The organism is Pseudomonas sp. SC3(2021) (assembly GCF_019856535.1).
GTDB lineage: Bacteria > Pseudomonadota > Gammaproteobacteria > Pseudomonadales > Pseudomonadaceae > Aquipseudomonas > Aquipseudomonas monsensis.
The window spans coordinates 2,475,872-2,496,526 of record NZ_CP082236.1 but is presented as its reverse complement, the minus strand read 5'-3'; the positions used below and the strand labels follow the sequence as shown (position 1 = coordinate 2,496,526).

19 protein-coding genes are annotated in these 20,655 nt (G+C 60.8%); 12 read left to right on the top strand and 7 right to left on the bottom strand.

Features of this window, described 5'->3' with window-relative positions:
- Genes K5Y35_RS11105 through K5Y35_RS11095 form a run of 3 tightly spaced genes read right to left on the bottom strand, consistent with a single transcriptional unit; the run spans position 1 to position 1,680 of the window.
- A complete protein-coding gene (locus tag K5Y35_RS11105) occupies positions 1–591 on the bottom strand; it encodes an LON peptidase substrate-binding domain-containing protein (RefSeq protein WP_123463814.1) in 591 nt (196 codons plus the stop codon).
- 10 nt (positions 592–601) lie between these two features.
- Entirely contained in the window at positions 602–1,318 is a 717-nt protein-coding gene (locus tag K5Y35_RS11100; protein ID WP_123463812.1) for an LrgB family protein, read from the bottom strand.
- Complete coding sequence (locus K5Y35_RS11095; protein WP_123463810.1) at positions 1,318–1,680, bottom strand: CidA/LrgA family protein; 363 nt, start codon at positions 1,678–1,680, stop codon at positions 1,318–1,320. Before K5Y35_RS11095 ends, K5Y35_RS11100 begins: the two co-directional genes overlap by 1 nt.
- 180 nt (positions 1,681–1,860) lie before the next feature.
- Between K5Y35_RS11095 and K5Y35_RS11090 the strand changes: the two genes are divergently transcribed.
- The 3 genes from K5Y35_RS11090 to K5Y35_RS11080 all read left to right on the top strand — a co-directional run bounded on the left by K5Y35_RS11090 (position 1,861) and on the right by K5Y35_RS11080 (position 4,824).
- Positions 1,861–2,316 (top strand): MaoC family dehydratase, encoded by a 456-nt coding sequence (locus K5Y35_RS11090; protein WP_007909575.1) that lies wholly within the window; start codon positions 1,861–1,863, stop codon positions 2,314–2,316.
- Between the two features lie 111 nt (positions 2,317–2,427).
- Positions 2,428–4,155 (top strand): C13 family peptidase, encoded by a 1,728-nt coding sequence (locus tag K5Y35_RS11085; RefSeq protein WP_222834224.1) that lies wholly within the window; start codon positions 2,428–2,430, stop codon positions 4,153–4,155.
- Between the two features lie 27 nt (positions 4,156–4,182).
- A complete protein-coding gene (locus K5Y35_RS11080; protein ID WP_123463805.1) occupies positions 4,183–4,824 on the top strand; it encodes an oxidoreductase in 642 nt (213 codons plus the stop codon).
- Between the two features lie 50 nt (positions 4,825–4,874).
- Here K5Y35_RS11080 and K5Y35_RS11075 read toward each other — a convergent pair whose 3' ends face one another.
- The 4 genes from K5Y35_RS11075 to K5Y35_RS11060 form a co-directional block, all read right to left on the bottom strand.
- On the bottom strand, positions 4,875–5,159 hold the full coding sequence (locus K5Y35_RS11075; protein ID WP_222834223.1) for a YceK/YidQ family lipoprotein: 285 nt from the start codon (positions 5,157–5,159) through the stop codon (positions 4,875–4,877).
- On the bottom strand, positions 5,152–5,799 hold the full coding sequence (ubiX, locus tag K5Y35_RS11070; RefSeq protein ID WP_102354554.1) for a flavin prenyltransferase UbiX: 648 nt from the start codon (positions 5,797–5,799) through the stop codon (positions 5,152–5,154). The genes K5Y35_RS11075 and ubiX overlap by 8 nt, the downstream gene beginning before the upstream one ends.
- Positions 5,796–7,145, bottom strand: coding sequence for a UDP-N-acetylmuramate:L-alanyl-gamma-D-glutamyl-meso-diaminopimelate ligase (gene mpl, locus K5Y35_RS11065; protein ID WP_128613636.1), 1,350 nt, complete (start codon positions 7,143–7,145; stop codon positions 5,796–5,798). The genes ubiX and mpl overlap by 4 nt, the downstream gene beginning before the upstream one ends.
- 670 nt (positions 7,146–7,815) lie before the next feature.
- On the bottom strand, positions 7,816–9,729 hold the full coding sequence (locus tag K5Y35_RS11060) for a sigma-54-dependent Fis family transcriptional regulator (RefSeq protein WP_222834222.1): 1,914 nt from the start codon (positions 9,727–9,729) through the stop codon (positions 7,816–7,818).
- A 317-nt stretch (positions 9,730–10,046) separates the two neighbouring features.
- Here K5Y35_RS11060 and K5Y35_RS11055 point away from each other — a divergent pair, with 317 nt between their 5' ends.
- The 9 genes from K5Y35_RS11055 to K5Y35_RS11015 all read left to right on the top strand — a co-directional run bounded on the left by K5Y35_RS11055 (position 10,047) and on the right by K5Y35_RS11015 (position 19,641).
- A complete protein-coding gene (locus K5Y35_RS11055; protein ID WP_123448265.1) occupies positions 10,047–11,567 on the top strand; it encodes an aldehyde dehydrogenase family protein in 1,521 nt (506 codons plus the stop codon).
- Between the two features lie 301 nt (positions 11,568–11,868).
- Entirely contained in the window at positions 11,869–13,239 is a 1,371-nt protein-coding gene (eat, locus tag K5Y35_RS11050; protein WP_123463795.1) for an ethanolamine permease, read from the top strand.
- A gap of 184 nt (positions 13,240–13,423) precedes the next feature.
- Positions 13,424–14,818, top strand: coding sequence for an ethanolamine ammonia-lyase subunit EutB (locus K5Y35_RS11045; protein WP_222834221.1), 1,395 nt, complete (start codon positions 13,424–13,426; stop codon positions 14,816–14,818).
- Positions 14,819–14,823: 5 nt separating this feature from the next.
- The gene (gene eutC, locus K5Y35_RS11040; RefSeq protein WP_222834220.1) at positions 14,824–15,648 is read left to right on the top strand and encodes an ethanolamine ammonia-lyase subunit EutC; all 825 of its coding nucleotides are present in this window, start codon (positions 14,824–14,826) and stop codon (positions 15,646–15,648) included.
- Between the two features lie 114 nt (positions 15,649–15,762).
- Entirely contained in the window at positions 15,763–16,224 is a 462-nt protein-coding gene (locus K5Y35_RS11035; protein WP_003228592.1) for a GNAT family N-acetyltransferase, read from the top strand.
- A 341-nt stretch (positions 16,225–16,565) separates the two neighbouring features.
- Entirely contained in the window at positions 16,566–17,216 is a 651-nt protein-coding gene (locus tag K5Y35_RS11030; protein ID WP_123463789.1) for a DedA family protein, read from the top strand.
- Between the two features lie 3 nt (positions 17,217–17,219).
- Complete coding sequence (locus K5Y35_RS11025; protein WP_128614174.1) at positions 17,220–18,032, top strand: zinc-dependent peptidase; 813 nt, start codon at positions 17,220–17,222, stop codon at positions 18,030–18,032.
- A gap of 112 nt (positions 18,033–18,144) precedes the next feature.
- A complete protein-coding gene (ppa, locus tag K5Y35_RS11020; protein WP_095188472.1) occupies positions 18,145–18,672 on the top strand; it encodes an inorganic diphosphatase in 528 nt (175 codons plus the stop codon).
- Between the two features lie 222 nt (positions 18,673–18,894).
- A complete protein-coding gene (locus tag K5Y35_RS11015; RefSeq protein ID WP_123463785.1) occupies positions 18,895–19,641 on the top strand; it encodes a helix-turn-helix transcriptional regulator in 747 nt (248 codons plus the stop codon).
- Positions 19,642–20,655 lie beyond the last annotated feature (1,014 nt).

Sequence of the window (20,655 nt, the reverse complement as noted above, 5' to 3'; positions counted from 1 at the left end):
TCAGGCGAATAACTCACCTTGCAACTCATCCAGCAGTGCCTGAATGGCATCCAGGCGCTGTTGCGGATCATCCAGTTGCAGCAGGTCGATCTTGTCTTCTTCGGCAAAGGGCAACAGGTAGGCCAACTGATTGGCCAGTGACTGCTGACCAGGCGCGTCGGTGCCCATGTTCAGCGCCTCGACCATCGGATGCTCGGCCAGGGCCTTGAGCAGCGCCACCAGGTCGGCGTCTTCTTCCTGCAAGGGTTGCTCCGGCTCGTCGTCCAGCCACTCGACGTCTGCGAGAATCAATTGGTCGCGCTGTACTTCGGTGCGCAGCACATGGAAGCGGCGCCCGCCCTGCACGCGAATCCCCAACAGCCCGTTGTCCTGCTGCTGGAAATCGGTGATCAGCGCTTCACAGCCGACCAGCGCAAAACCCTGCGGCGCGAGGCCGACTTCGCTGCCGTCGAGGATGCACACCACGCCGAAGCCGCCGCCCTGTTTCATACAACGACCGATCATGTCCAGGTAGCGCGCCTCGAAGATCTGCAAGTCGAGATTGCAACCGGGAAACAGCACTGTGTTCAGCGGAAAAAGCGGCAGGCTCATAGACATTTCCTTAGACCACCATCGACACCGCCAACGGCAGGAACACCGCCGTGGCCACGCCCATCAGACTCATTGCCAGCGCCGCGAAGGCGCCGCACTCATCACTTTCCTGCAACGCCACCGAGGTGCCGACGGCGTGGGCTGTCATGCCCAACGCCATGCCGCGCGCCTCGGGGCTGTGTACGCCAAGGCGGGTCAACAGTGCCGGGCCGAAGATCGCCCCGATCACCCCGGTGATCAGCACGAACACTGCCGCCAGCGCCGCGACGCCACCGATCTGCTCGGCCACCAGCATGGCAATCGGCGAGGTCACCGACTTCGGCGCCATGGTCATCAGGATCATGTGCTCGGCGCCGAACCACCAGCCGAGCAATACGCCCATACCCGTCGCGACCACACCACCTATCACCAGCGTAGTAAAAATCGGCCAGAACAATTGGCGGATGCGTTTGAGGTTGAGATACAGCGGCACCGCCAGCGCCACTGTCGCCGGGCCCAGCAGAATGCTGAGGATCTCGGTGCTCTTGCGGTACTCGGCGTAAGTCAGGCCGCAGCTGACCAGCACCCCAATCACCAACAGCATGGAGACCAGCACCGGTTGCAGAAAGATCCAGCGGGTTTTCTCGAACGCCGCCAGCACCAGCTGATAAGCACCGAGGGTGATGCCGATGCCGAACAGCGGATGGTGAATCACCGACGCCCAGGCGCCGTGCCAGTCGAAGAGCATCAGGATTCCTCCGATGGCGGTACATGACGCCGGACCAGACGCTGCATCAAGACCCCGGCGAAGGCCATCGACAGAATCAGCGACACCACCAGTGCGCCGACAATCGCCCAGAAATCCGCGGCAATTGCCGAGGCGTACACCATCACACCCACGGCTGGCGGCACCAGCAGCAAGGGCAGATAGCGCAACAGACTGCCGGCCGCGAGGTTCAACGGCTCGCCGACTTCCCCGCGAACGATCAGGAACACCAGCAGCAACAGCAGGCCGATGATCGGCCCCGGCAGCACCGGCAACAGCAAGTGATTGAGCGCCGTGCCGAGCAATTGAAACAGCACCAGCAGGGTCAGGCCACGTAACAACATCTGACATCTCCGACAAAAAGCGCCGAGCATTATAAGCACGCCTGCGCTATGGATCGGCATTCGCCAAAAGCATGGTCGGTTGACCGGAGCAAATCGCCATGATGATCTACAGTGGTTCGCAGGGCGGTCAAATCCCCCACCTGAAAAACTATAAAACCGATGAACCCAAGGAGAGTCTCAATGCCCTATGTTCCCGTTGCAGAGCTCAAAGATTATGTCGGCAAGGAACTCGGACGTTCCGAATGGCTCACTATCGATCAGGAACGCATCAACCTGTTCGCCGAAGCCACCGGTGATTATCAGTTCATTCACGTCGACCCGGTCAAAGCCGCGCAAACGCCATTTGGCAGCACCATTGCCCACGGTTTCCTGTCGTTGTCGCTGATCCCCAAATTGATGGAAGACATCCTGATCCTGCCGCAAGGCGTGAAGATGGTGGTCAACTACGGTCTGGACAGCGTGCGCTTCATCCAGCCGGTGAAAGTCAATTCGAAGGTCCGCCTGAAGGTCGATCTGGGCGAAGTGACCGAGAAAAAACCCGGCCAGTGGCTGCTCAAGGCCACCGCGACACTGGAGATAGAAGGCTCGGACAAACCAGCCTATATCGCCGAGCCACTGTCGCTCTGCTTCGTCTGATGGTTCTGGATGCGAAGCAGCGCACGCTGTTTCGCGTCAACACTGTTTTACCGGCTGCATTAGGTCACACAGCTGCGGCATACTCGGTCGCCTAATTGCCCGGATCCCGCTATGCGCTCACTCGCGACTCTTGCCCCCCTTGCCTTGACTCTGTTGCTGGCCGCTTGCGGCGACGGCGAATCGCTGTTGCCGCCGGATGCGCGTCTGCCGGACGGCGGGCGCTATCGCGGTGAGCTGGTCGATGGCTTGCTGCAAGGTCAGGGCCGCGTCGACTATCCCAACGGTAGTTGGTACGCCGGGCAGTTCGACAAGGGCCAGTGGCATGGCCAGGGCGAATGGCACGGCAGCAATGGCGAGGTTTATCGCGGTCAGTTCCAGCAGGGATTGTTCGACGGCCAGGGCAGCCTGACCACCAATGCCAGCAGCTACACCGGCGGTTTCAAACAGGGCCGGCGCGACGGCGAAGGTACGCTGAAAGAAAACGCCATGACCTACCGTGGCGAGTTCAAGGCCGATCAATATTCGGGGCTCGGCCGCCTGGAAATGGACGACGGCAGTTCCTATCAAGGCCAGTTCGCCCACGGCAAGCCCAACGGCGAAGGCCAGCGCGGCGATGCCAGCGGCAATTCGTTCAGTGGCCACTTCGTCAATGGTCAGCTGGAGGGCAATGGCACCTTCAACAGTGCCGACGGCGACATCTATGTCGGCGGCTTCAAGAACAATCAACTGCACGGCAAAGGTCGTTACGAAAACGCTGAGGGCGATGTCTGGCTCGGCCAGTTCAAGGAAGGCGCGCTGACCGGCAAGGGCGAACTGATCGGTGCCGACGGCAGCCACTACATCGGCGCGTTCAGCGACTGGCGCTTCAGTGGTCAGGGGCGCTTGAACCTGTCCGACGGCAGTTTCTACATCGGCGGCTTCGACAACGACAGCTATGCGGGACGTGGCACCCTGGTGCTCACCGATGGCACCGTGATGAGCGGCACCTGGATCAACGGCCAGCGCGTGCGCGATGCCGATGGCAAGTTGCTGCCCGATACCCTTGAACTCGGCTTGCTCGCCCAGGGACGTCTGCTCGATGACGCGCTGGCCGCCATCCCCGCCTCGACCCCAGCGGTCGAGTTGTACACGTTGACCCTCGGCGGCGATGGCAAGCAAAGCGTGTTTCTGCGCGAATCAGACTACGTGGCCAACATGCTCAACACCCGTTTCGGCGCCTACGGCCAGATCCGCCTGGTCAACCACCGCGACCATCTCGGCGACCGACCGATGGCCACCCGCGAGAACCTGCGCCGCGCCGCGCAGGCACTGGCCGAACGCAGCGGCCCGGAAGACTTGCTGTTCATCTACCTGACCAGCCACGGCACCGCCGAGCATGAACTGGTGCTCGACCAGCCGCGCATGGAGCTGGCCGACCTGCCCGCCGACGAACTCGCCGCCGTGCTGGCACCGCTGAAAAACCGCGACAAGATCATCGTGATCTCGTCGTGTTACTCCGGCGGTTTCATTCCCGCCCTCAAGGACGAACACACGCTGATCATGACCGCGTCGCGCGCCGACCGGGTGTCCTTCGGCTGCTCGGAAGAAGCCAACTTCACCTACTTCGGCGACGCGCTGTTCGCCCAGGCGCTGAACCAGACCGACGATCTGGAGCAAGCCTTCAAACTCGCCAGGGCCACCGTCGCCGAGCGCGAACTGGCGGACAATTTCGAAGCCTCGGAACCGCAGATCTGGGCGCCGAAAGCCGTGCTGTCACACTGGCAACTGCTGCGCAAACAGCAAGCAAGAAAAGCATTGCAAAGTGCTGCGTTGAACGACGGAGCTACAAAGAGCAACTAAGCTGAACAGTATCAAGGGAGAGACACCATGTACTTGACGCCTCAGCACGTATTGCTTGCCGGAGCCACCGGTTTGACCGGTGAACATCTACTCGACCGTTTGCTCAACGAGCCAACGATTTCACGTGTGCTCGCCCCTTCCCGTCGACCCTTGGCCGAACATCCACACCTGGAAAACCCGGTGGGCGATCCGCAGGCGTTTCTGCCGCAACTCAGTGGCCGCGTCGACATCGCCTATTGCTGCCTCGGCACCACCATCAAACAGGCCGGCTCTGAAGCAGCGTTTCGCGCGGTAGATCTGGACATGGTCGTGGCGTTCGCCAAACGCGCGCGGGAGATGGGTGCGCGGCACCTGATCGTGATCAGCGCGATTGGCGCGGATCCGAAATCGTCGGTGTTCTATAACCGGGTCAAAGGTGAAATGGAGCAGGCGTTGCGTGCGCAAGACTGGCCACAACTGACCATTTGCCGGCCATCGCTGTTACTGGGTGATCGCGCCGAACCGCGCCTGGGCGAACAACTCGCCGCGCCGTTTTCCAAACTGATTCCAGGCAAATACCGCGGCATCGAAGCCTGCCAGCTGGCCCGGGCGATGTGGCGCCTGGCGCTGGAAGAGCAGGATGGGGTGCGGGTGATCGAGTCGGATGAACTGCGCAAATTGGGCAAATAACCTGAAATCGCTATCGCCAGCAGGCTGGCGATGGAGTGCGCAGCACTCCCCTACAATCCGCCAGTCGCCTGAAAACTCACACCGATCACGGTGAGCAACGACAACGGTAACAACAACGTATCGAGCAACGCACTTGCCGGCAGGTCCACCCCCGGATAACTCGGCGCCTCAGCGCCGAAGCGATCCATCGCACAACACCCGCCATTCAGCGCGTACAAATCCAGGCGCGTGCCGGAATACACCACCGGCGCGCCCGGTTTGGCCGCATCCAGCGTGCGCACAGTGGCGCACCCGGCCAGTTGCAGCGCCAGCACAACTGCCAGCAGCTTATTCATCGCTGCTCAGATGATGCTCACCCCAACGCGGCAGCATGTCCTGCGGAATGCCCAACAGATTGAGAATCCGTGCGACGACGAAATCGATCAGGTCGTCGATGGTCTGCGGCTGGTGGTAGAAGCCCGGCGACGCAGGAAGAATGGTTACGCCCATGTTCGACAGCTTGAGCATGTGCTCCAGATGAATGCTCGAATACGGCGCCTCGCGCGGCACCAGAATCAACTGGCGACGCTCTTTCAATGTGACATCGGCAGCGCGCTCGATCAGGTTGTTGCAGGCGCCCGTGGCAATCGCCGACAGCGTACCGGTGGAACACGGCACCACCACCATCGCCGCCGGTGCGCCAGAGCCCGAGGCCACCGGCGACATCCAGTCTTCCTTGCCATACACGCGAATCTGCCCGGCAGCCGCGCCGGTATATTCGGTGAGGAACGCCTGCATCATCTGCGGCTTGGGTGGCAGCGTGACATCGGTCTCGGTGGCCATCACCAGTTGCGCGGCCTTGGAGATCAGGAAGTGCACCTCGCGATCTTCGCGCACCAGGCAATCGAGCAGGCGCAAACCGTACTGCGCGCCAGAGGCGCCGGTCATGGCCAGCGTGATGCGTTCCGGGCCGCCATCCTGGGAAAGAGTGTTCATTTCAGCGCCTCGGCGAGTTTGCCGTGCAGGCCGCCGAAGCCGCCGTTGCTCATGATCACCACGTGAGTGCCGGGCTGGGCCTGGCTCTTCACACGTTCGATGATGCCTTCGAGGGAATCGCTGACAATCGACGGCACCGTGCACAGTGCGGCGGTGCCCGCCAGATCCCAACCCAGGTTGGCCGGGGCGTACCAGATCACCTGATCGGCATCGACCACGCTGTCAGGCAGACCGTCACGGTGCGCGCCGAGCTTCATCGAGTTGGAGCGCGGCTCGATGATCGCGATCAGCGGTGCGTCGCCGATGCGCTTGCGCAGACCGTCGAGAGTGGTGGCGATGGCGGTTGGGTGGTGGGCGAAATCGTCATAGATGGTGATGCCGCGCACCTCGGCGACTTTCTCCATGCGGCGTTTGACGTTCTTGAACGCGCTCAGGCCGGCGATGCCCATCGACGGCACCACACCGACATGGCGCGCCGCTGCCAATGCAGCCAAGGCGTTGGCGACGTTGTGCTGACCGGTCAGCTCCCATTCGACGGTGCCCTGAGGCACGCCTTCGAACATCACTTCGAACGCCGAGCCGTCTTCGCTGAGCAGTTTGACCTGCCACTGACCGCCGGCGCCGGTGGTCTGCACCGGGGTCCAGCAACCCATTTCGATCACGCGCTGCAAGGCCGGTTCGGTGGTCGGGTGGATGACCAGGCCTTCGCTCGGAATGGTTCGCACCAAATGGTGGAACTGCCGCTCGATCGCCGCAAGATCCGGGAAGATGTCCGCGTGATCGAACTCAAGGTTATTGAGGATCGCGGTGCGCGGGCGGTAGTGGACGAATTTCGAACGTTTGTCGAAGAAGGCGCTGTCGTACTCGTCGGCCTCGATCACGAAGAACGGCGTACCGCCCAGGCGGGCCGACACCGAGAAGTTTTGCGGCACGCCACCGATCAGGAAACCCGGGCTCATGCCGGCGTGTTCCAGGACCCAGGCGAGCATGCTGCTGGTTGTGGTTTTGCCGTGCGTACCGGCAACCGCCAAGACCCAGCGACCTTGCAGCACGTGATCAGCCAGCCACTGCGGACCGGAGACGTACGGCAGGCCTTTGTTCAGCACATATTCCACCGCCGGGTTGCCGCGGGACATGGCGTTGCCGATCACCACCAGATCCGGTGCCGGATCGAGTTGGGCCGGGTCATAGCCTTGCGTCAGTTGAATGCCTTGCGCTTCAAGCTGCGTGCTCATCGGCGGATAGACGTTGGCATCGGAGCCGGTCACGTGATGGCCCAGCTCTTTGGCCAGCACAGCCATCGAGCCCATGAAAGTCCCGCAGATACCCAGAATATGAATGTGCATAGTCGACCTCGTAAAACATGGCCGCAGGTTAGCGTAGGGAGGGGGAAATCGCACTCTTTAGGTGAGGAGCGGGGCTGGTTGGCCTGGCATTTGGGCTCGACTGAAGATTGTCCCCCCTCACCCCAGCCCTCTCCCGAGGGAGAGGGAGCCGATCTACGTGGCGTGCAAAGATTGAGTTCGGCTCGATAATTCAGGTCGGCGCAGATCGCCAAAACACCCCGACCAGCCCCCTCTCCCGAGGAGAAGGAGCCGATCTATGTGGCGTTCAAAGATTGAGTTCGGCTCGATAATTCAGGTCGGCGCAGATCGCCAAAACACCCCAGTCAGTCCCCTCTTCCGAGGAAGAGGGAGCCGATTTACGTGGCGTTCAAAGATTGAGTTCGGCTCGATAATTCAGGTCGGCATAGATCGCCAAAACACCCCGACAAGCCCCCTCTCCCGAGGAGAAGGAGCCGATCTACGTGGCGTGCAAAGATTGAGTTCGGCTCGATAATTCAGGTCGGCGCAGATCGCCAAAACACCCCGACCAGCCCCCTATCCCGAGGACAAGGAGCCGATCTACGTGGCGTTCAAAGATTGAGTTCGGCTCGATAGTTCAGGTCGGCGTAGATCGCCAAAACACCCCGATCAGTCCCCTCTCCCTCCGGGAGAGGGTTAGGGTGAGGGGCTTTTAACTGACCCGCCGCTCAATCCCATGCTTACGCAGCTTTCTGTAAAGCGTATTGCGGCTAACGCCCAGTTGCTCAGCGGTGCGAGTCATGTGCCACCGCGCTTGTTCAAGAACTGCGAGCAAGGCTAACCGCTCGGCGTCTTCCAGCGGATGCTCACCCGACTCGGCTGGCGAAATCGCTGGCCGCCCCTGCCGAATCACCACCGGCAAATCCTCCAGCCCGATACGCCCTTCATCACACAACGCCGCCAGCGTGCGCAGCACATTGCGCAACTGGCGCACGTTGCCCGGCCAGTTGAAGGCCAGCAACGCTTGGCGCGCCGGCTCGTCGATCAGGATCGTTTCGCCGCCCGCCTCTTCGGCCAGCAGGAAATCCAGCAGCTGCGATTTATCGCTGCGCACGCGTAACGCCGGCAGCGCGACTTCGAGGCCGTTGAGCCGGTAATACAAGTCTTCGCGGAAGCTGCCGTCTTCGACCCGCTCCAGCAGATTGCGGTGCGTGGCGCTGATGATCCGCACGTTGACCGCTTCCGGTTCACCACCGATCGGCACCACTTGCCGGTCTTCCAGCACCCGCAACAAACGCGTCTGCAAGGCCAGCGGCATGTCGCCGATCTCATCGAGAAACAGCGTGCCGCCGTCGGCCTGCTGCAACTTGCCGCGCATGCCATCCTTGCGCGCGCCGGTGAAACTGCCGCCGCGATAGCCGAACAGTTCGCTCTCGATCAGGCTCTCGGGAATCGCCGCGCAATTGAGGGCGACGAAGGCTTTGCCTGCGCGCTGACTGGCCTGATGCACAGCCTTGGCGAAGGCTTCCTTGCCGGAGCCGGTTTCACCATTGATCAGCAGCGGCACGTCGCGCTCGAACACCCGCAGCGCCTTGCGGAAATCGGCTTGCAGCGCCGCGTCACCGAGGCAAATACCCGCCAGGGGTTGAGCCTTGACCACGACCGGGGCCGGGGTGATCGGCAGCGGTTTGCGCGATTCGCCACGCAGCAAGGCAAACAGATACCGCCCATCGCGAGTGCGCAGCGGCCAACTGGCGCTGGCATTGGCGCTGGCGCGACCCAGCAGTTCATCCAGCGAACAATCGAAAAACGCTTCCACCGGTTTGCCCAGCAGACCACCGCGAATATGCCCCAGCAGGTTCAGCGCACTCTGGTTGACTGCACTGATCCGCCCTTCCCCGTCAAACGCCAGCAGACCTTCGCTGAACAGTCCTACGGATTCGGCCTGCAAGTGAAAGCGCAGCAACCATTGGTTATCGAAACAGCGCAGGAAATAGCAGCTCTCGATCATCTTCGCTGACAGGTTGACCAGTGCCATGGTGTGGAACTGGCTCTGCCGCGAGACATCGTGGCGCGCCGAGGACACGTCGAGCACCGCCAGCAATTCGCCGTGTGGGTCGAATACCGGGCTCGCCGAGCAGGTCAGGCCGGTGTGGCGGCCGCGAAAGTGTTCGTCCTGGTGAATGGTCAGCGCCTGGCGCTCGACCAGGCAGGTGCCGATGCCGTTGGTGCCTTCGCAGGCTTCGCTCCAGTCGGCGCCAAGCCAGAGGCCGGCGCGTTCGAAAATCTTGCGTTCGGCGGGCGCAGTGACGCAGTTGAGGATCACCCCGCGCGCGTCGGTCAGCAGCACCGCGTGGCCGGCGCCGGACAGTTGTTGATGCAGGCTGCTCATTTCATTGCCGGCAATCTGCAACACCTGCTGCAGACGCTCGCGACTTTCGAGGACCCGGCCGTGTTCAAGCACGGTGGGCGCCATGGCCAGGGCCGGGTCGAGGTGATAGTCCTCAAGACAACGCAGCCACGAGCGGGCAATCGACGGATCGGCACCGGGCCCGTGCAGGTGCGGTTTGCCCTGGGTCACGGTGAGCACCTGTTGGGCATGGCGACTCAAATGGTTGTCGTGCATTTCTTATTATTCTCCCCGAGATCAGTGCCGCCTGTTTATTGGCTGGCATCTGGGCGATTTGCAGTCAGCATCCTCCAGCCATCGGCGCATTGCAATGCTGGCGAGACCGCTCGGTCACCGGCTGTGCCAAAAGCGGTACACACTGTCACCCCCTCTGTACCGAAACCATCACAGGCACCGCCCGCCCGTCCGACATAAAACACGCAAGGCCTTGATTTGCCTGACCTGCACGGCAGTGGCCCGGCCTTTGCTCTACGCTTATAGCAAGCGCACTTGCGCGTTTCTCTAATAAGTACAAAGCCAAGGAGAACATCATCATGCGTTACGCTCACCCCGGTACTGAAGGCGCCAAAGTCTCGTTCAAGAGCAAGTACGGTAACTACATCGGCGGCGAGTTCGTCGCGCCTGTCAAAGGTCAGTACTTCACCAATACCTCGCCAGTGAATGGCCAACCGATTGCCGAATTCCCCCGCTCCACTGCCGAAGACATCGACAAGGCACTGGACGCCGCCCACGCCGCTGCCGACGCGTGGGGCGCGACCTCCGTGCAGGCGCGCTCGCTGATCCTGCTGAAAATCGCCGACCGCATCGAAGAAAACCTCGAGCTGCTGGCGATCACCGAAACCTGGGACAACGGCAAAGCCATCCGCGAAACCCTGAACGCCGATATCCCGCTGGCCGCCGACCATTTCCGCTACTTCGCCGGGTGCCTGCGCGCTCAGGAAGGCAGCGCTGCCGAAATCGACGGCAACACCGTGGCCTATCACATCCATGAACCGCTAGGCGTAGTCGGCCAGATCATCCCGTGGAACTTCCCGCTGCTGATGGCCGCGTGGAAACTCGCCCCGGCACTCGCCGCCGGCAACTGCGTGGTGCTCAAGCCTGCCGAGCAAACCCCGCTGGGCATCTGCGTGCTGATGGAGCTGATCGGTGATCTGCTGCCACCGGGCGTGCTCAACGTGGTGCAGGGTTTCGGCAAAGAAGCCGGCGAAGCACTGGCCACCAGCAAACGCATCGCCAAGATCGCCTTCACCGGCTCGACCCCGGTCGGCTCGCACATCATGAAGTGCGCAGCCGAGAACATCATTCCGTCCACCGTGGAACTGGGTGGCAAGTCGCCGAACATCTTCTTCGAAGACATCATGCAGGCCGAGCCGAGCTTCATCGAGAAAGCGGCCGAAGGTCTGGTGCTGGCGTTCTTCAACCAGGGCGAGGTGTGCACCTGCCCGTCGCGCGCACTGGTGCAGGAGTCGATCTACGACGAATTCATGCAGGCGGTGATGAAGAAAGTCAGCCAGATCAAGCGTGGCGACCCGCTGGACACCGACACCATGGTCGGCGCCCAGGCGTCCGAGCAGCAGTTCGACAAGATCCTGTCGTACCTGGAAATCGCCAAGGGCGAAGGCGCCGAACTGCTGACCGGCGGCAAGGTGGAAAAACTCGAGGGCAGTCTGGCGACCGGCTATTACATCCAGCCGACCCTGCTCAAGGGCACCAACAAGATGCGCGTGTTCCAGGAAGAAATCTTCGGCCCGGTGGTGAGCATCACCACCTTCAAGGACGAAGCCGAAGCCCTGGCGATTGCCAACGACACCGAGTTCGGCCTCGGCGCCGGCCTGTGGACCCGCGACATCAACCGCGCCTACCGCATGGGCCGGGCGATCAAGGCCGGTCGCGTGTGGACCAACTGCTACCACCTGTACCCGGCGCACGCCGCGTTCGGCGGGTACAAGAAGTCCGGCGTCGGCCGTGAAACCCACAAGATGATGCTCGATCACTATCAGCAGACCAAAAACCTGCTGGTGAGCTACGACATCAATCCGCTGGGCTTCTTCTAAAAACCCGGGGCAACACTGATGTTTCAGTGTTGCCCTCCAAATAGCTATCGCTGGCAAGCCAGCTCCCACAGGGATCTCTGCAGATCTCGATAATGGGTACACCACAGAAACCTGTGGGAACTGGCTTGCCAGCGATGGCGTCCTCAATGACACAACACAAGGCCTGGCCGCTCTGGCACGGCCCTTGCGTACCCGTCATTCAGGTCTTTCACGAAACGGCCGCTGCGTGAACAGCATCCATCCACCCCACCACCGCACCCGAAAGTCCAACAGATCAAACAATAAAAAACAGAGAGGACTTATGACTTCCACCACACAGCTCAAACCCACACTCGGCACCCTGCATCTGTGGGGCATTGCCGTCGGCCTGGTGATTTCCGGCGAATACTTCGGCTGGAGTTACGGCTGGGGCACCGCCGGCACCCTCGGATTTCTGGTCACGGCGCTGATGGTCGCGACCATGTACACCTGCTTCATCTTCAGTTTCACCGAACTGACCACCGCGATTCCCCACGCCGGTGGGCCGTTTGCCTACAGCCGCCGGGCATTCGGCGAGAAAGGCGGGTTGATCGCCGGCATCGCCACGCTGATCGAGTTCGTCTTTGCACCACCGGCCATTGCCATGGCCATTGGCGCCTACCTCAATGTGCAGTACCCGGAGCTTGACCCGAAGATCGCCGCCGTCGGCGCGTACTTTGTGTTCATGACCCTGAACATCCTCGGCGTCAGCATCGCTGCGACCTTTGAACTGGTGGTCACCGTGCTGGCCGTCGCCGAGTTGCTGGTGTTCATGGGCGTGGTCGCGCCGGGCTTCAGCTTCAGCAACTTCGTACTCAACGGCTGGTCGGGTTCCAACGAGTTCACCCTGGGCTCGATCCCCGGGATCTTCGCGGCGATCCCGTTCGCGATCTGGTTTTTCCTCGCCATCGAAGGCGCAGCCATGGCGGCCGAGGAAGCCAAGGACCCGAAACGCACGATTCCCAGGGCTTACGTCAGCGGCATTCTGACCCTGGTGTTCCTCGCCATCGGTGTGATGGTGATGGCTGGTGGGGTCGGCGACTGGCGGCAACTGTCGAACATCAACGACCCACTGCCACAAGCGATGAAAGCCGTGGTCGGCAACAACTCGACGTGGATGCACATGCTGGTGTGGATCGGCCTGTTCGGCCTGGTGGCGAGTTTCCACGGGATCATCCTCGGCTATTCGCGCCAATTCTTCGCCCTCGCCCGCGCCGGTTACCTGCCGAAAAGCCTGGCCAAGCTGTCGCGCTTTCAGACCCCGCACCGGGCAATTCTGGCCGGCGGCGTGATCGGCATTGCGGCGATCTACAGCGATGGTCTGGTCAATCTGCAGGGCATGACCCTGACCGCCGCGATGATCACCATGTCGGTGTTCGGCGCGATCGTGATGTACATCATCAGCATGCTCAGCCTGTTCAAACTGCGCAAAACCGAACCGAACCTGGAACGCACCTTCCGCGCCCCGGGCTATCCGGTAGTGCCGGCAATTGCGCTGTTCCTGGCCGTGGTGTGCCTGGTGGCGATGGCGTGGTTCAACACGCTGATCGGCTGTGTGTTCCTGGGCTTCATGGCCGCTGGCTATCTGTACTTCCAGCTGACCGCCAAGCAACGCGCCGAAGCCCCGGCAGACGCTATGCTCGAAGGTATCTAGTTGCACCGGCACCGGGCTCGTCGCCCGGTGCCCGCTTTATAGAAGTGCACACAATACCTGCAGGCCTTCGCCTGCTCGCGATGGCATCAGCGCGGTATGACTGTTGCACCGAGTTGCCTGCATCGCGAACAGGCGAAGGCCTACACAAAAGCAGATTGCAGTAATTACTGGAGGACACCGCACCATGGCCGCATTTGCCCATTCCGTCGGCGCCCAGACCTATCGCTTCGACAGCCTCAAGGACGTCATGGCCAAGGCCAGCCCGGCGCGTTCCGGAGACTTCCTGGCCGGCGTCGCCGCGCTCAATGACGGCGAACGCGTGGCTGCGCAAATGGCGCTGGCCGACATCCCGCTGACGCATTTCCTGCAGGAAGCACTGATCCCCTACGAGTCCGATGAAGTCACTCGGCTGATCATCGACACCCACGACAAACAAGCCTTCGCGGTGGTCAGCCACCTCACCGTCGGCGCTTTTCGCGACTGGCTGCTCAGCGATGCCGCCGACGAAACCAGCCTGCGCAGTCTTGCCCCCGGCCTGACCCCGGAAATGGTCGCCGCCGTGTCGAAGATCATGCGCGTGCAGGATCTGGTGCTGGTGGCGCAGAAGATCCGCGTGGTCACCCGATTTCGCGGCACCCTTGGCCTGCGCGGGCGCCTGTCGACCCGCCTGCAACCCAACCATCCGACCGACGAGCCATCCGGCATCGCCGCGAGCATTCTCGACGGCCTGCTGTACGGCAACGGCGACGCGATGATCGGCATCAACCCGGCCACCGACAGCATCGCCTCGATCTGCGCGATGCTGGAAATGCTCGACGCGATCATCCAGCGCTACGACATCCCGACCCAGGCTTGCGTGCTGACCCACGTCACCACCTCGATCGAGGCGATCAACCGTGGCGTGCCGCTGGATCTGGTGTTCCAGTCAATCGCCGGCACCGAAGCGGCCAATGCCAGTTTCGGCATCAACCTCAACGTCTTGCAGGAAGGTTATGACGCGGGGCTGAGCCTCAATCGCGGCACTCTCGGGCAAAACCTGATGTATTTCGAGACCGGTCAGGGCAGCGCGCTGTCGGCCAACGCCCATCACGGTGTCGATCAGCAGACCTGCGAAACCCGGGCCTACGCCGTGGCGCGGCATTTCAAGCCGTTTCTGGTGAACACCGTGGTCGGCTTCATCGGCCCGGAATACCTCTACAACGGCAAACAAATCATCCGCGCCGGCCTCGAAGACCACTTCTGCGGCAAGTTGCTCGGCGTGCCGATGGGCTGCGACATCTGCTACACCAACCATGCCGAAGCCGACCAGGATGACATGGACACCCTGCTGACGTTGCTCGGTGTAGCCGGGATCAACTTCATCATGGGCATCCCCGGCTCCGACGACATCATGCTCAACTACCAGACCACCTCGTTCCACGACGCGCTCTACGCGCGCCAGACCCTGGGCCTGAAACCGGCGCCGGAGTTCGAGCAATGGCTGGCGAACATGGGCATCTTCACCCAGGCGGACGGCAAGGTCCGCTTTGGCAACAACCTGCCGCCGGCCTTCCGCCAGGCGCTGGCGCAACTGGGATGAGTGTTATGGAAAAACCGCCTGTCGACCCGCAAAACCCCTGGCTGGAACTGCGCCGCCTGACCCCGGCGCGTATCGCCCTCGGCCGCACCGGCACCAGCCTGCCGACCAGCGCCCAACTGGATTTCCAGTTCGCCCACGCCCAGGCGCGGGATGCGGTGCATCTGCCGTTCGATCATGCCGGGCTGAGCGCGCAACTGAGCGAACGCGGGCGCGAGAGCCTGTTGCTGCATAGCGCGGCAACGGATCGCAACAGCTACCTGCAACGCCCGGATCTGGGGCGCAAGCTCAGCGAAGACTCGGCGCAACGCCTGCGTGACCATGCGCAAGCGCATCCGGGCGGCGTCGATCTGGTGATTGTGGTGGCGGACGGTCTGTCGGCGCTGGCGGTACATCGGCATACCCTGCCGTTTCTGACCCGACTGGAGCAGCAGATGAGCGCCGACGGCTGGTCGGCAGCCCCCGTAGTGCTGGTGGAACAGGGTCGGGTTGCCGTTGGTGATGAAATCGGCCAGTTGCTCGGGGCAAAAATGGTCGTGATGCTGATCGGAGAGCGTCCCGGCCTCAGTTCACCGGACAGCCTGGGGTTATATTTCACCTACAATCCAAAGGTCGGGCTGACCGATGCCTACCGTAACTGCATTTCCAACGTACGGCTGGAAGGCTTGAGTTACGGCATGGCGGCGCATCGCTTGCTGTATCTGATGCGCGAGGCCTGTCGGCGACAACTGTCGGGCGTGAACCTGAAGGACGAAGCACAGGTGCAGACGCTGGAGTCGGACACAGGTGCGGACATGAAGGGAAATTTCCTACTGAGCCCGCCCATAACCTGAACCGTTTCCGCATTGCCTTTCTGCGCTGCTTTCAGGCAGGATCGCTGCACGGCCGCAGGGTTTCCCATCGCCGTCAGAGCAGTTGAAGACAGCCACTTGAAGACGAGACCTATCATGCGGATTATTCAAGCGACCCTCGAACATCTGGATTTGTTGACCCCGTTGTTCGTCAAATATCGCGAGTTCTACGGTTCCCTGCCTTACCCGGATTCCTCCCGGGCGTTCCTCGAAAAGCGTCTGCGCCGCAAGGAGTCGGTGATTTACCTGGCCCTGGCCGACGATGATGACAAGAAGCTGATGGGCTTCTGCCAGCTCTATCCGAGTTTCTCTTCGCTGTCGCTCAAGCGCGTGTGGATCCTTAACGACATCTATGTCGCCGAAGATGCCCGCCGCCAGCTAGTGGCCGACAACCTGATCCGCACCGCAAAGAAAATGGCCAAGGAAACCCAGGCCGTGCGCATGCGTGTCTCCACCAGCAGCAACAACGAAGTGGCGCAGAAAACCTACGAATCCATCGGGTTCAAGGAAGACACCGAGTTCAAGAACTACGTGTTGCCGATCAGCGACGAGCTCTAGGGCTCAGACGCTCACGTTGATCGAAGGCATGTTGTGGCGAGGGAGCCTGCTCCCTCCGGGCTGCCAAGCAGCCCTGTCTCAGTCAACTCAACGTGTCGGGCAAATCAAAGCCTGGGAGTGCTGCTCCCCCAGCGGGCGCAAGCTCCCTCGCCACAATCAATGCCTGCCTGACAATTGTTCACACCCCGACATCCCCCGCTACAAAACCAACGCGCTTTTCACCTCTCAGACCGTATAATCCCGAGCTTTCCGGCTTGTAAGAAAAACTACACCCCGCTGTAGGCTTACACCTAAATCATCCGCACAGGCCTGCAGAGTCGGGCCATCACCACAGGTGCCCCATGGATTTCAACCCGCTCGACCTTATCCTGCATCTCGACGTCTACCTCGATTTGCTGGTGACCAACTACGGGCCGTGGATCTACGCGATTCTGTTTGCCGTGATCTTCTGTGAAACCGGTCTGGTGGTCACGCCGTTCCTGCCGGGCGACTCGCTGTTGTTCATCGCCGGTGCCGTGGCGGCGGGCGGTGGCATGGATCCGGTCCTGCTGGGCGGCCTGCTGATGCTGGCGGCGATTCTGGGCGACAGCACCAACTACGTGATTGGACGAACGGCCGGCGAGAAGCTGTTCAGCAACCCGAACTCGAAAATCTTCCGCCGCGACTACTTGAAGCAAACCCACGACTTCTATGACAAGCACGGCGGCAAGACCGTGACCCTGGCGCGTTTCCTGCCGATCATCCGCACGTTCGCGCCGTTCGTCGCCGGCGTGGGGAAAATGCCCTACCCGCGTTTCTTCGGCTTCAGCGTATTCGGCACCATCCTCTGGGTGGGCGGTCTGGTGACCCTGGGTTACTTCTTCGGCAACGTACCGTTCATCAAGAAGAACCTGTCGCTGCTGGTCGTGGGCATCATCCTGCTGTCGCTGATACCGATGATCATCGGTGTCGTACGCAGCCGTTTCGGCGGTGCCAAAGCCGAAATCCGCTGAGCCATGTGGTCACTGAGCGCCTGGCGACGCCGGCGCATTCTGGCCAGGCACCCGATTGCCGACGAGCTATGGCAACGGGTGCGCCAGCATCTGAGTTTTCTGGACGGTATCAGCGCCGCCGAAGATCAGTGGCTGCGTGAAGCCTGCGTGTTATTCCTCGAAGACAAACACCTGAGCGCCCTGCCCGGCGTCGAATTGCATCAGGAACAACGCCTGCTGCTCGCCGCCCAGGCACAATTGCCGCTGCTGCATCTCGGTGACTTGAACTGGTATCAGGGATTTCACGAGATCGTTCTGTATCCCGACGACTTCCTCAGCCCGCAACGTCATCGCGATGCCAGCGGCGTCGAGCATGAGTGGGATGGCGAACACAGCGGCGAAGCCTGGCAACAGGGGCCGATCATCCTGGCCTGGCCCGGGGTGATGGCCAGTGGTGGCTGGGAAGGTTACAACCTGGTGATCCATGAACTGGCGCACAAGCTCGACATGCTCAATGGCGACGCCAACGGCCTGCCGCCGCTGCACGCCGACATGCGCGTCAGCGATTGGGCCGAGGTCATGCAACACGCCTACGACGATCTCAACCGCCAGCTCGACCACGATCCTGACACCGAAACCGCCATCGACCCGTACGCCGCCGAAAACCCCGCCGAGTTCTTCGCGGTCACCAGCGAATACTTCTTCAGTGCCCCGGATCTGCTTCATGAGGCTTATCCACAGGTCTACTTGCAACTGAAGCTTTTCTACCGGCAGGATCCGTTGAGCCGGTTGCGGCAACTTCAGGCCACAGACCCGGTCTATCAGGCGCACGACTAAGGTCTGCACGACTTTCGGTACATGGCGTCGCCGGCAGAATATGCCTATAATCGCCGCCACTTTTTGGTCAATCCGGCCAAGTGTTTTTGGTCAACTACGGGGGCAACGCCCAATGAGCTACAGCAAGATTCCGGCTGGCAAAGACCTGCCAAACGACATCTACGTCGCGATCGAGATCCCGGCCAACCACGCGCCGATCAAATACGAAATCGACAAAGACAGCGATTGCCTGTTCGTTGACCGTTTCATGGCCACCCCAATGTTCTACCCGGCCAACTACGGTTTCATCCCGAACACCCTGGCTGACGACGGTGACCCCCTCGACGTGCTGGTTGTGACCCCTTACCCGGTTGCACCAGGCTCGGTGATCCGCGCGCGTCCAGTCGGCGTCCTGAACATGACCGACGACGGCGGCGGCGATGCCAAAGTCATCGCAGTCCCACACGACAAGCTGTCCCAGCTGTACGTCGATGTGAAGGAATACACCGACCTGCCGCCACTGCTGATCCAGCAGATCGAGCACTTCTTCGCGAACTACAAAGATCTCGAAAAAGGCAAATGGGTCAAGATCGAAGGCTGGGCTGGCGCTGACGCCGCTCGCGACGCGATCACCAAGTCGGTTGCTGCCTACAAAGGCTAAGCACCTGCACCCTGCGTGATGCTTGACGAAAACCCCGGTTGATCCGGGGTTTTTTGTAAGCGAAAAGTATCCACTTAAACGTTTCGTTTAAATCCCGAGCAGCACGGTTTTAACTTGTTTAATTTCCCACATTAACGTCTTACATCCCGTCGCAAAATTCAGCCCGTTTTTGAACGACCGGTTTATTCAAACCGCTCTGGCACGGCCGTAGACTCCGTGTTTATGAGAAAGAACACTAGCGGTCCACGATTCAAGGCACTCCTGGAAGCAGCGAACATCACCACCACGGGATTCGCAAAGTTCTGGGGCACGGAAGCCCAAAATGTCCACAACTGGTACACCCGGGGCGTCCCGGCGTATCGCATGGAAGAAGTCTCACGCCTGCTGTCCGTCAACAGCGAATGGCTGAAAACCGGCGAAGGCCCCAAGGAGTCGCCTGGCCTGACGCCGCCCGCCAGCAACGGCGACACCTTCGATGCCCACGCCATCCGCGGCGTCTACACGGTCGTCGACCCCAATGACATCGACCTGACCTTCTTCAAGGAAACCCCGCTCACCAACGGTTCCGGCAAAACCCACGTAATCCAGGACCCGGACCAGACCATCCGCCTGCTGCGTGCACACCTCGACAACCTGGACATCCGTCACGCGGACGCCATCTGCGCGCACATGATCGGCAACAGCATGGCCGACCGCATCGAAGACGGCTCCGTCGTCGCCATCGACCGCGGTCTGACCCAAGTGGTTGACGGCGAGATCTACGCCATCGAACACGACGGCATGCTGCGCATCAAATACCTGCACCGCATGCCCGGCAACGGCCTGCGCCTGCGCAGCCACAACAGCGCCGAATACCCGGACGAAGTCTTCCACCCCGCACAGATCGAAGAGCAACGGATTCACATACTGGGCTGGGTGTTCTGGTGGTCGACCCTGAGCAAACGCCGGCCGGTGGTGCCGTTTCTCTGATCTCACGGCCTGCAAAGCCCACTGTAGGAGTGAGCCTGCTCGCGATGAGGCCCTGATAATCGGTACAAATCTCGAATTTGTTCGACTGCGGTCGCTCTAACCCGCACTTCAGGCTGGGAATCCCAAGCAAAACTCAGTATCCTGCGCCCCACATTTGCGCATCGACCCGCTCCCGCGGCCCAGATGACGCCTGACGCGGCAGACCAACGTCTGACCAAGTCCCACAGCCGGACGCAGATCCGGGTGTACGTTTTGAAGGCTGGCGCGGTTTACCAAAAATAAGCCAAGCCAGTCCCCGAGAAGCCGGCCACAAGCCGGCTTTTTAATGCCCGCAGAAAAACTAGGTCAGAGGCTTCTGACGATCAGAGTCTGCTGGTGTGCTCCCCGATCTGGCGCATGGATAAATTAACGCGAAGTACAACCAGCACAGGTTTGGTACCTGGCTGACCGCGCTGAAACGAATCAGGCAACTTTCCATCGCGGGCAACTTTTAAAAAGTCACCGCCCATCCAGATTGCCCGACAACAAAAATAAGACTTATGAATAACTGAAACTAAAAAATCTAATTTATAAAGCCTCTTGGCTATTAGTCGAATACTGGCCCACTGACAACAGCGATTATAGTACCCCCCACAAAATCCAATCCGACCACCAGTTAGTTTTGGAACCAGAATGTCTTTGAGCCAATACCCGTTGGGTACGATACCGATAGATGAGAAGCTACTGCAATTACTCCACGCGATAGAGAGTGCGCGCATCGCTTGGAAAACTACAACCAATCAAGTAAACGCAGCATGTGATGATGTGTGGCTAGCTCGAATGTGGGAAGTGGAAAAGCTCGAAAGCCAGTACAGAGCCTGTCAGGACCAACTGTTTTTTTACCTGAAGCAGCTGGTTCACATCTAAGCTTTGCAGTCCATACAGCAACTGATTTCGCAGGAAAGTCCGTGGATACGGGCTACCCAGATCACGACAACTCTGCCTATTCGACTAAAGAATGAGTCATGTTGTTTT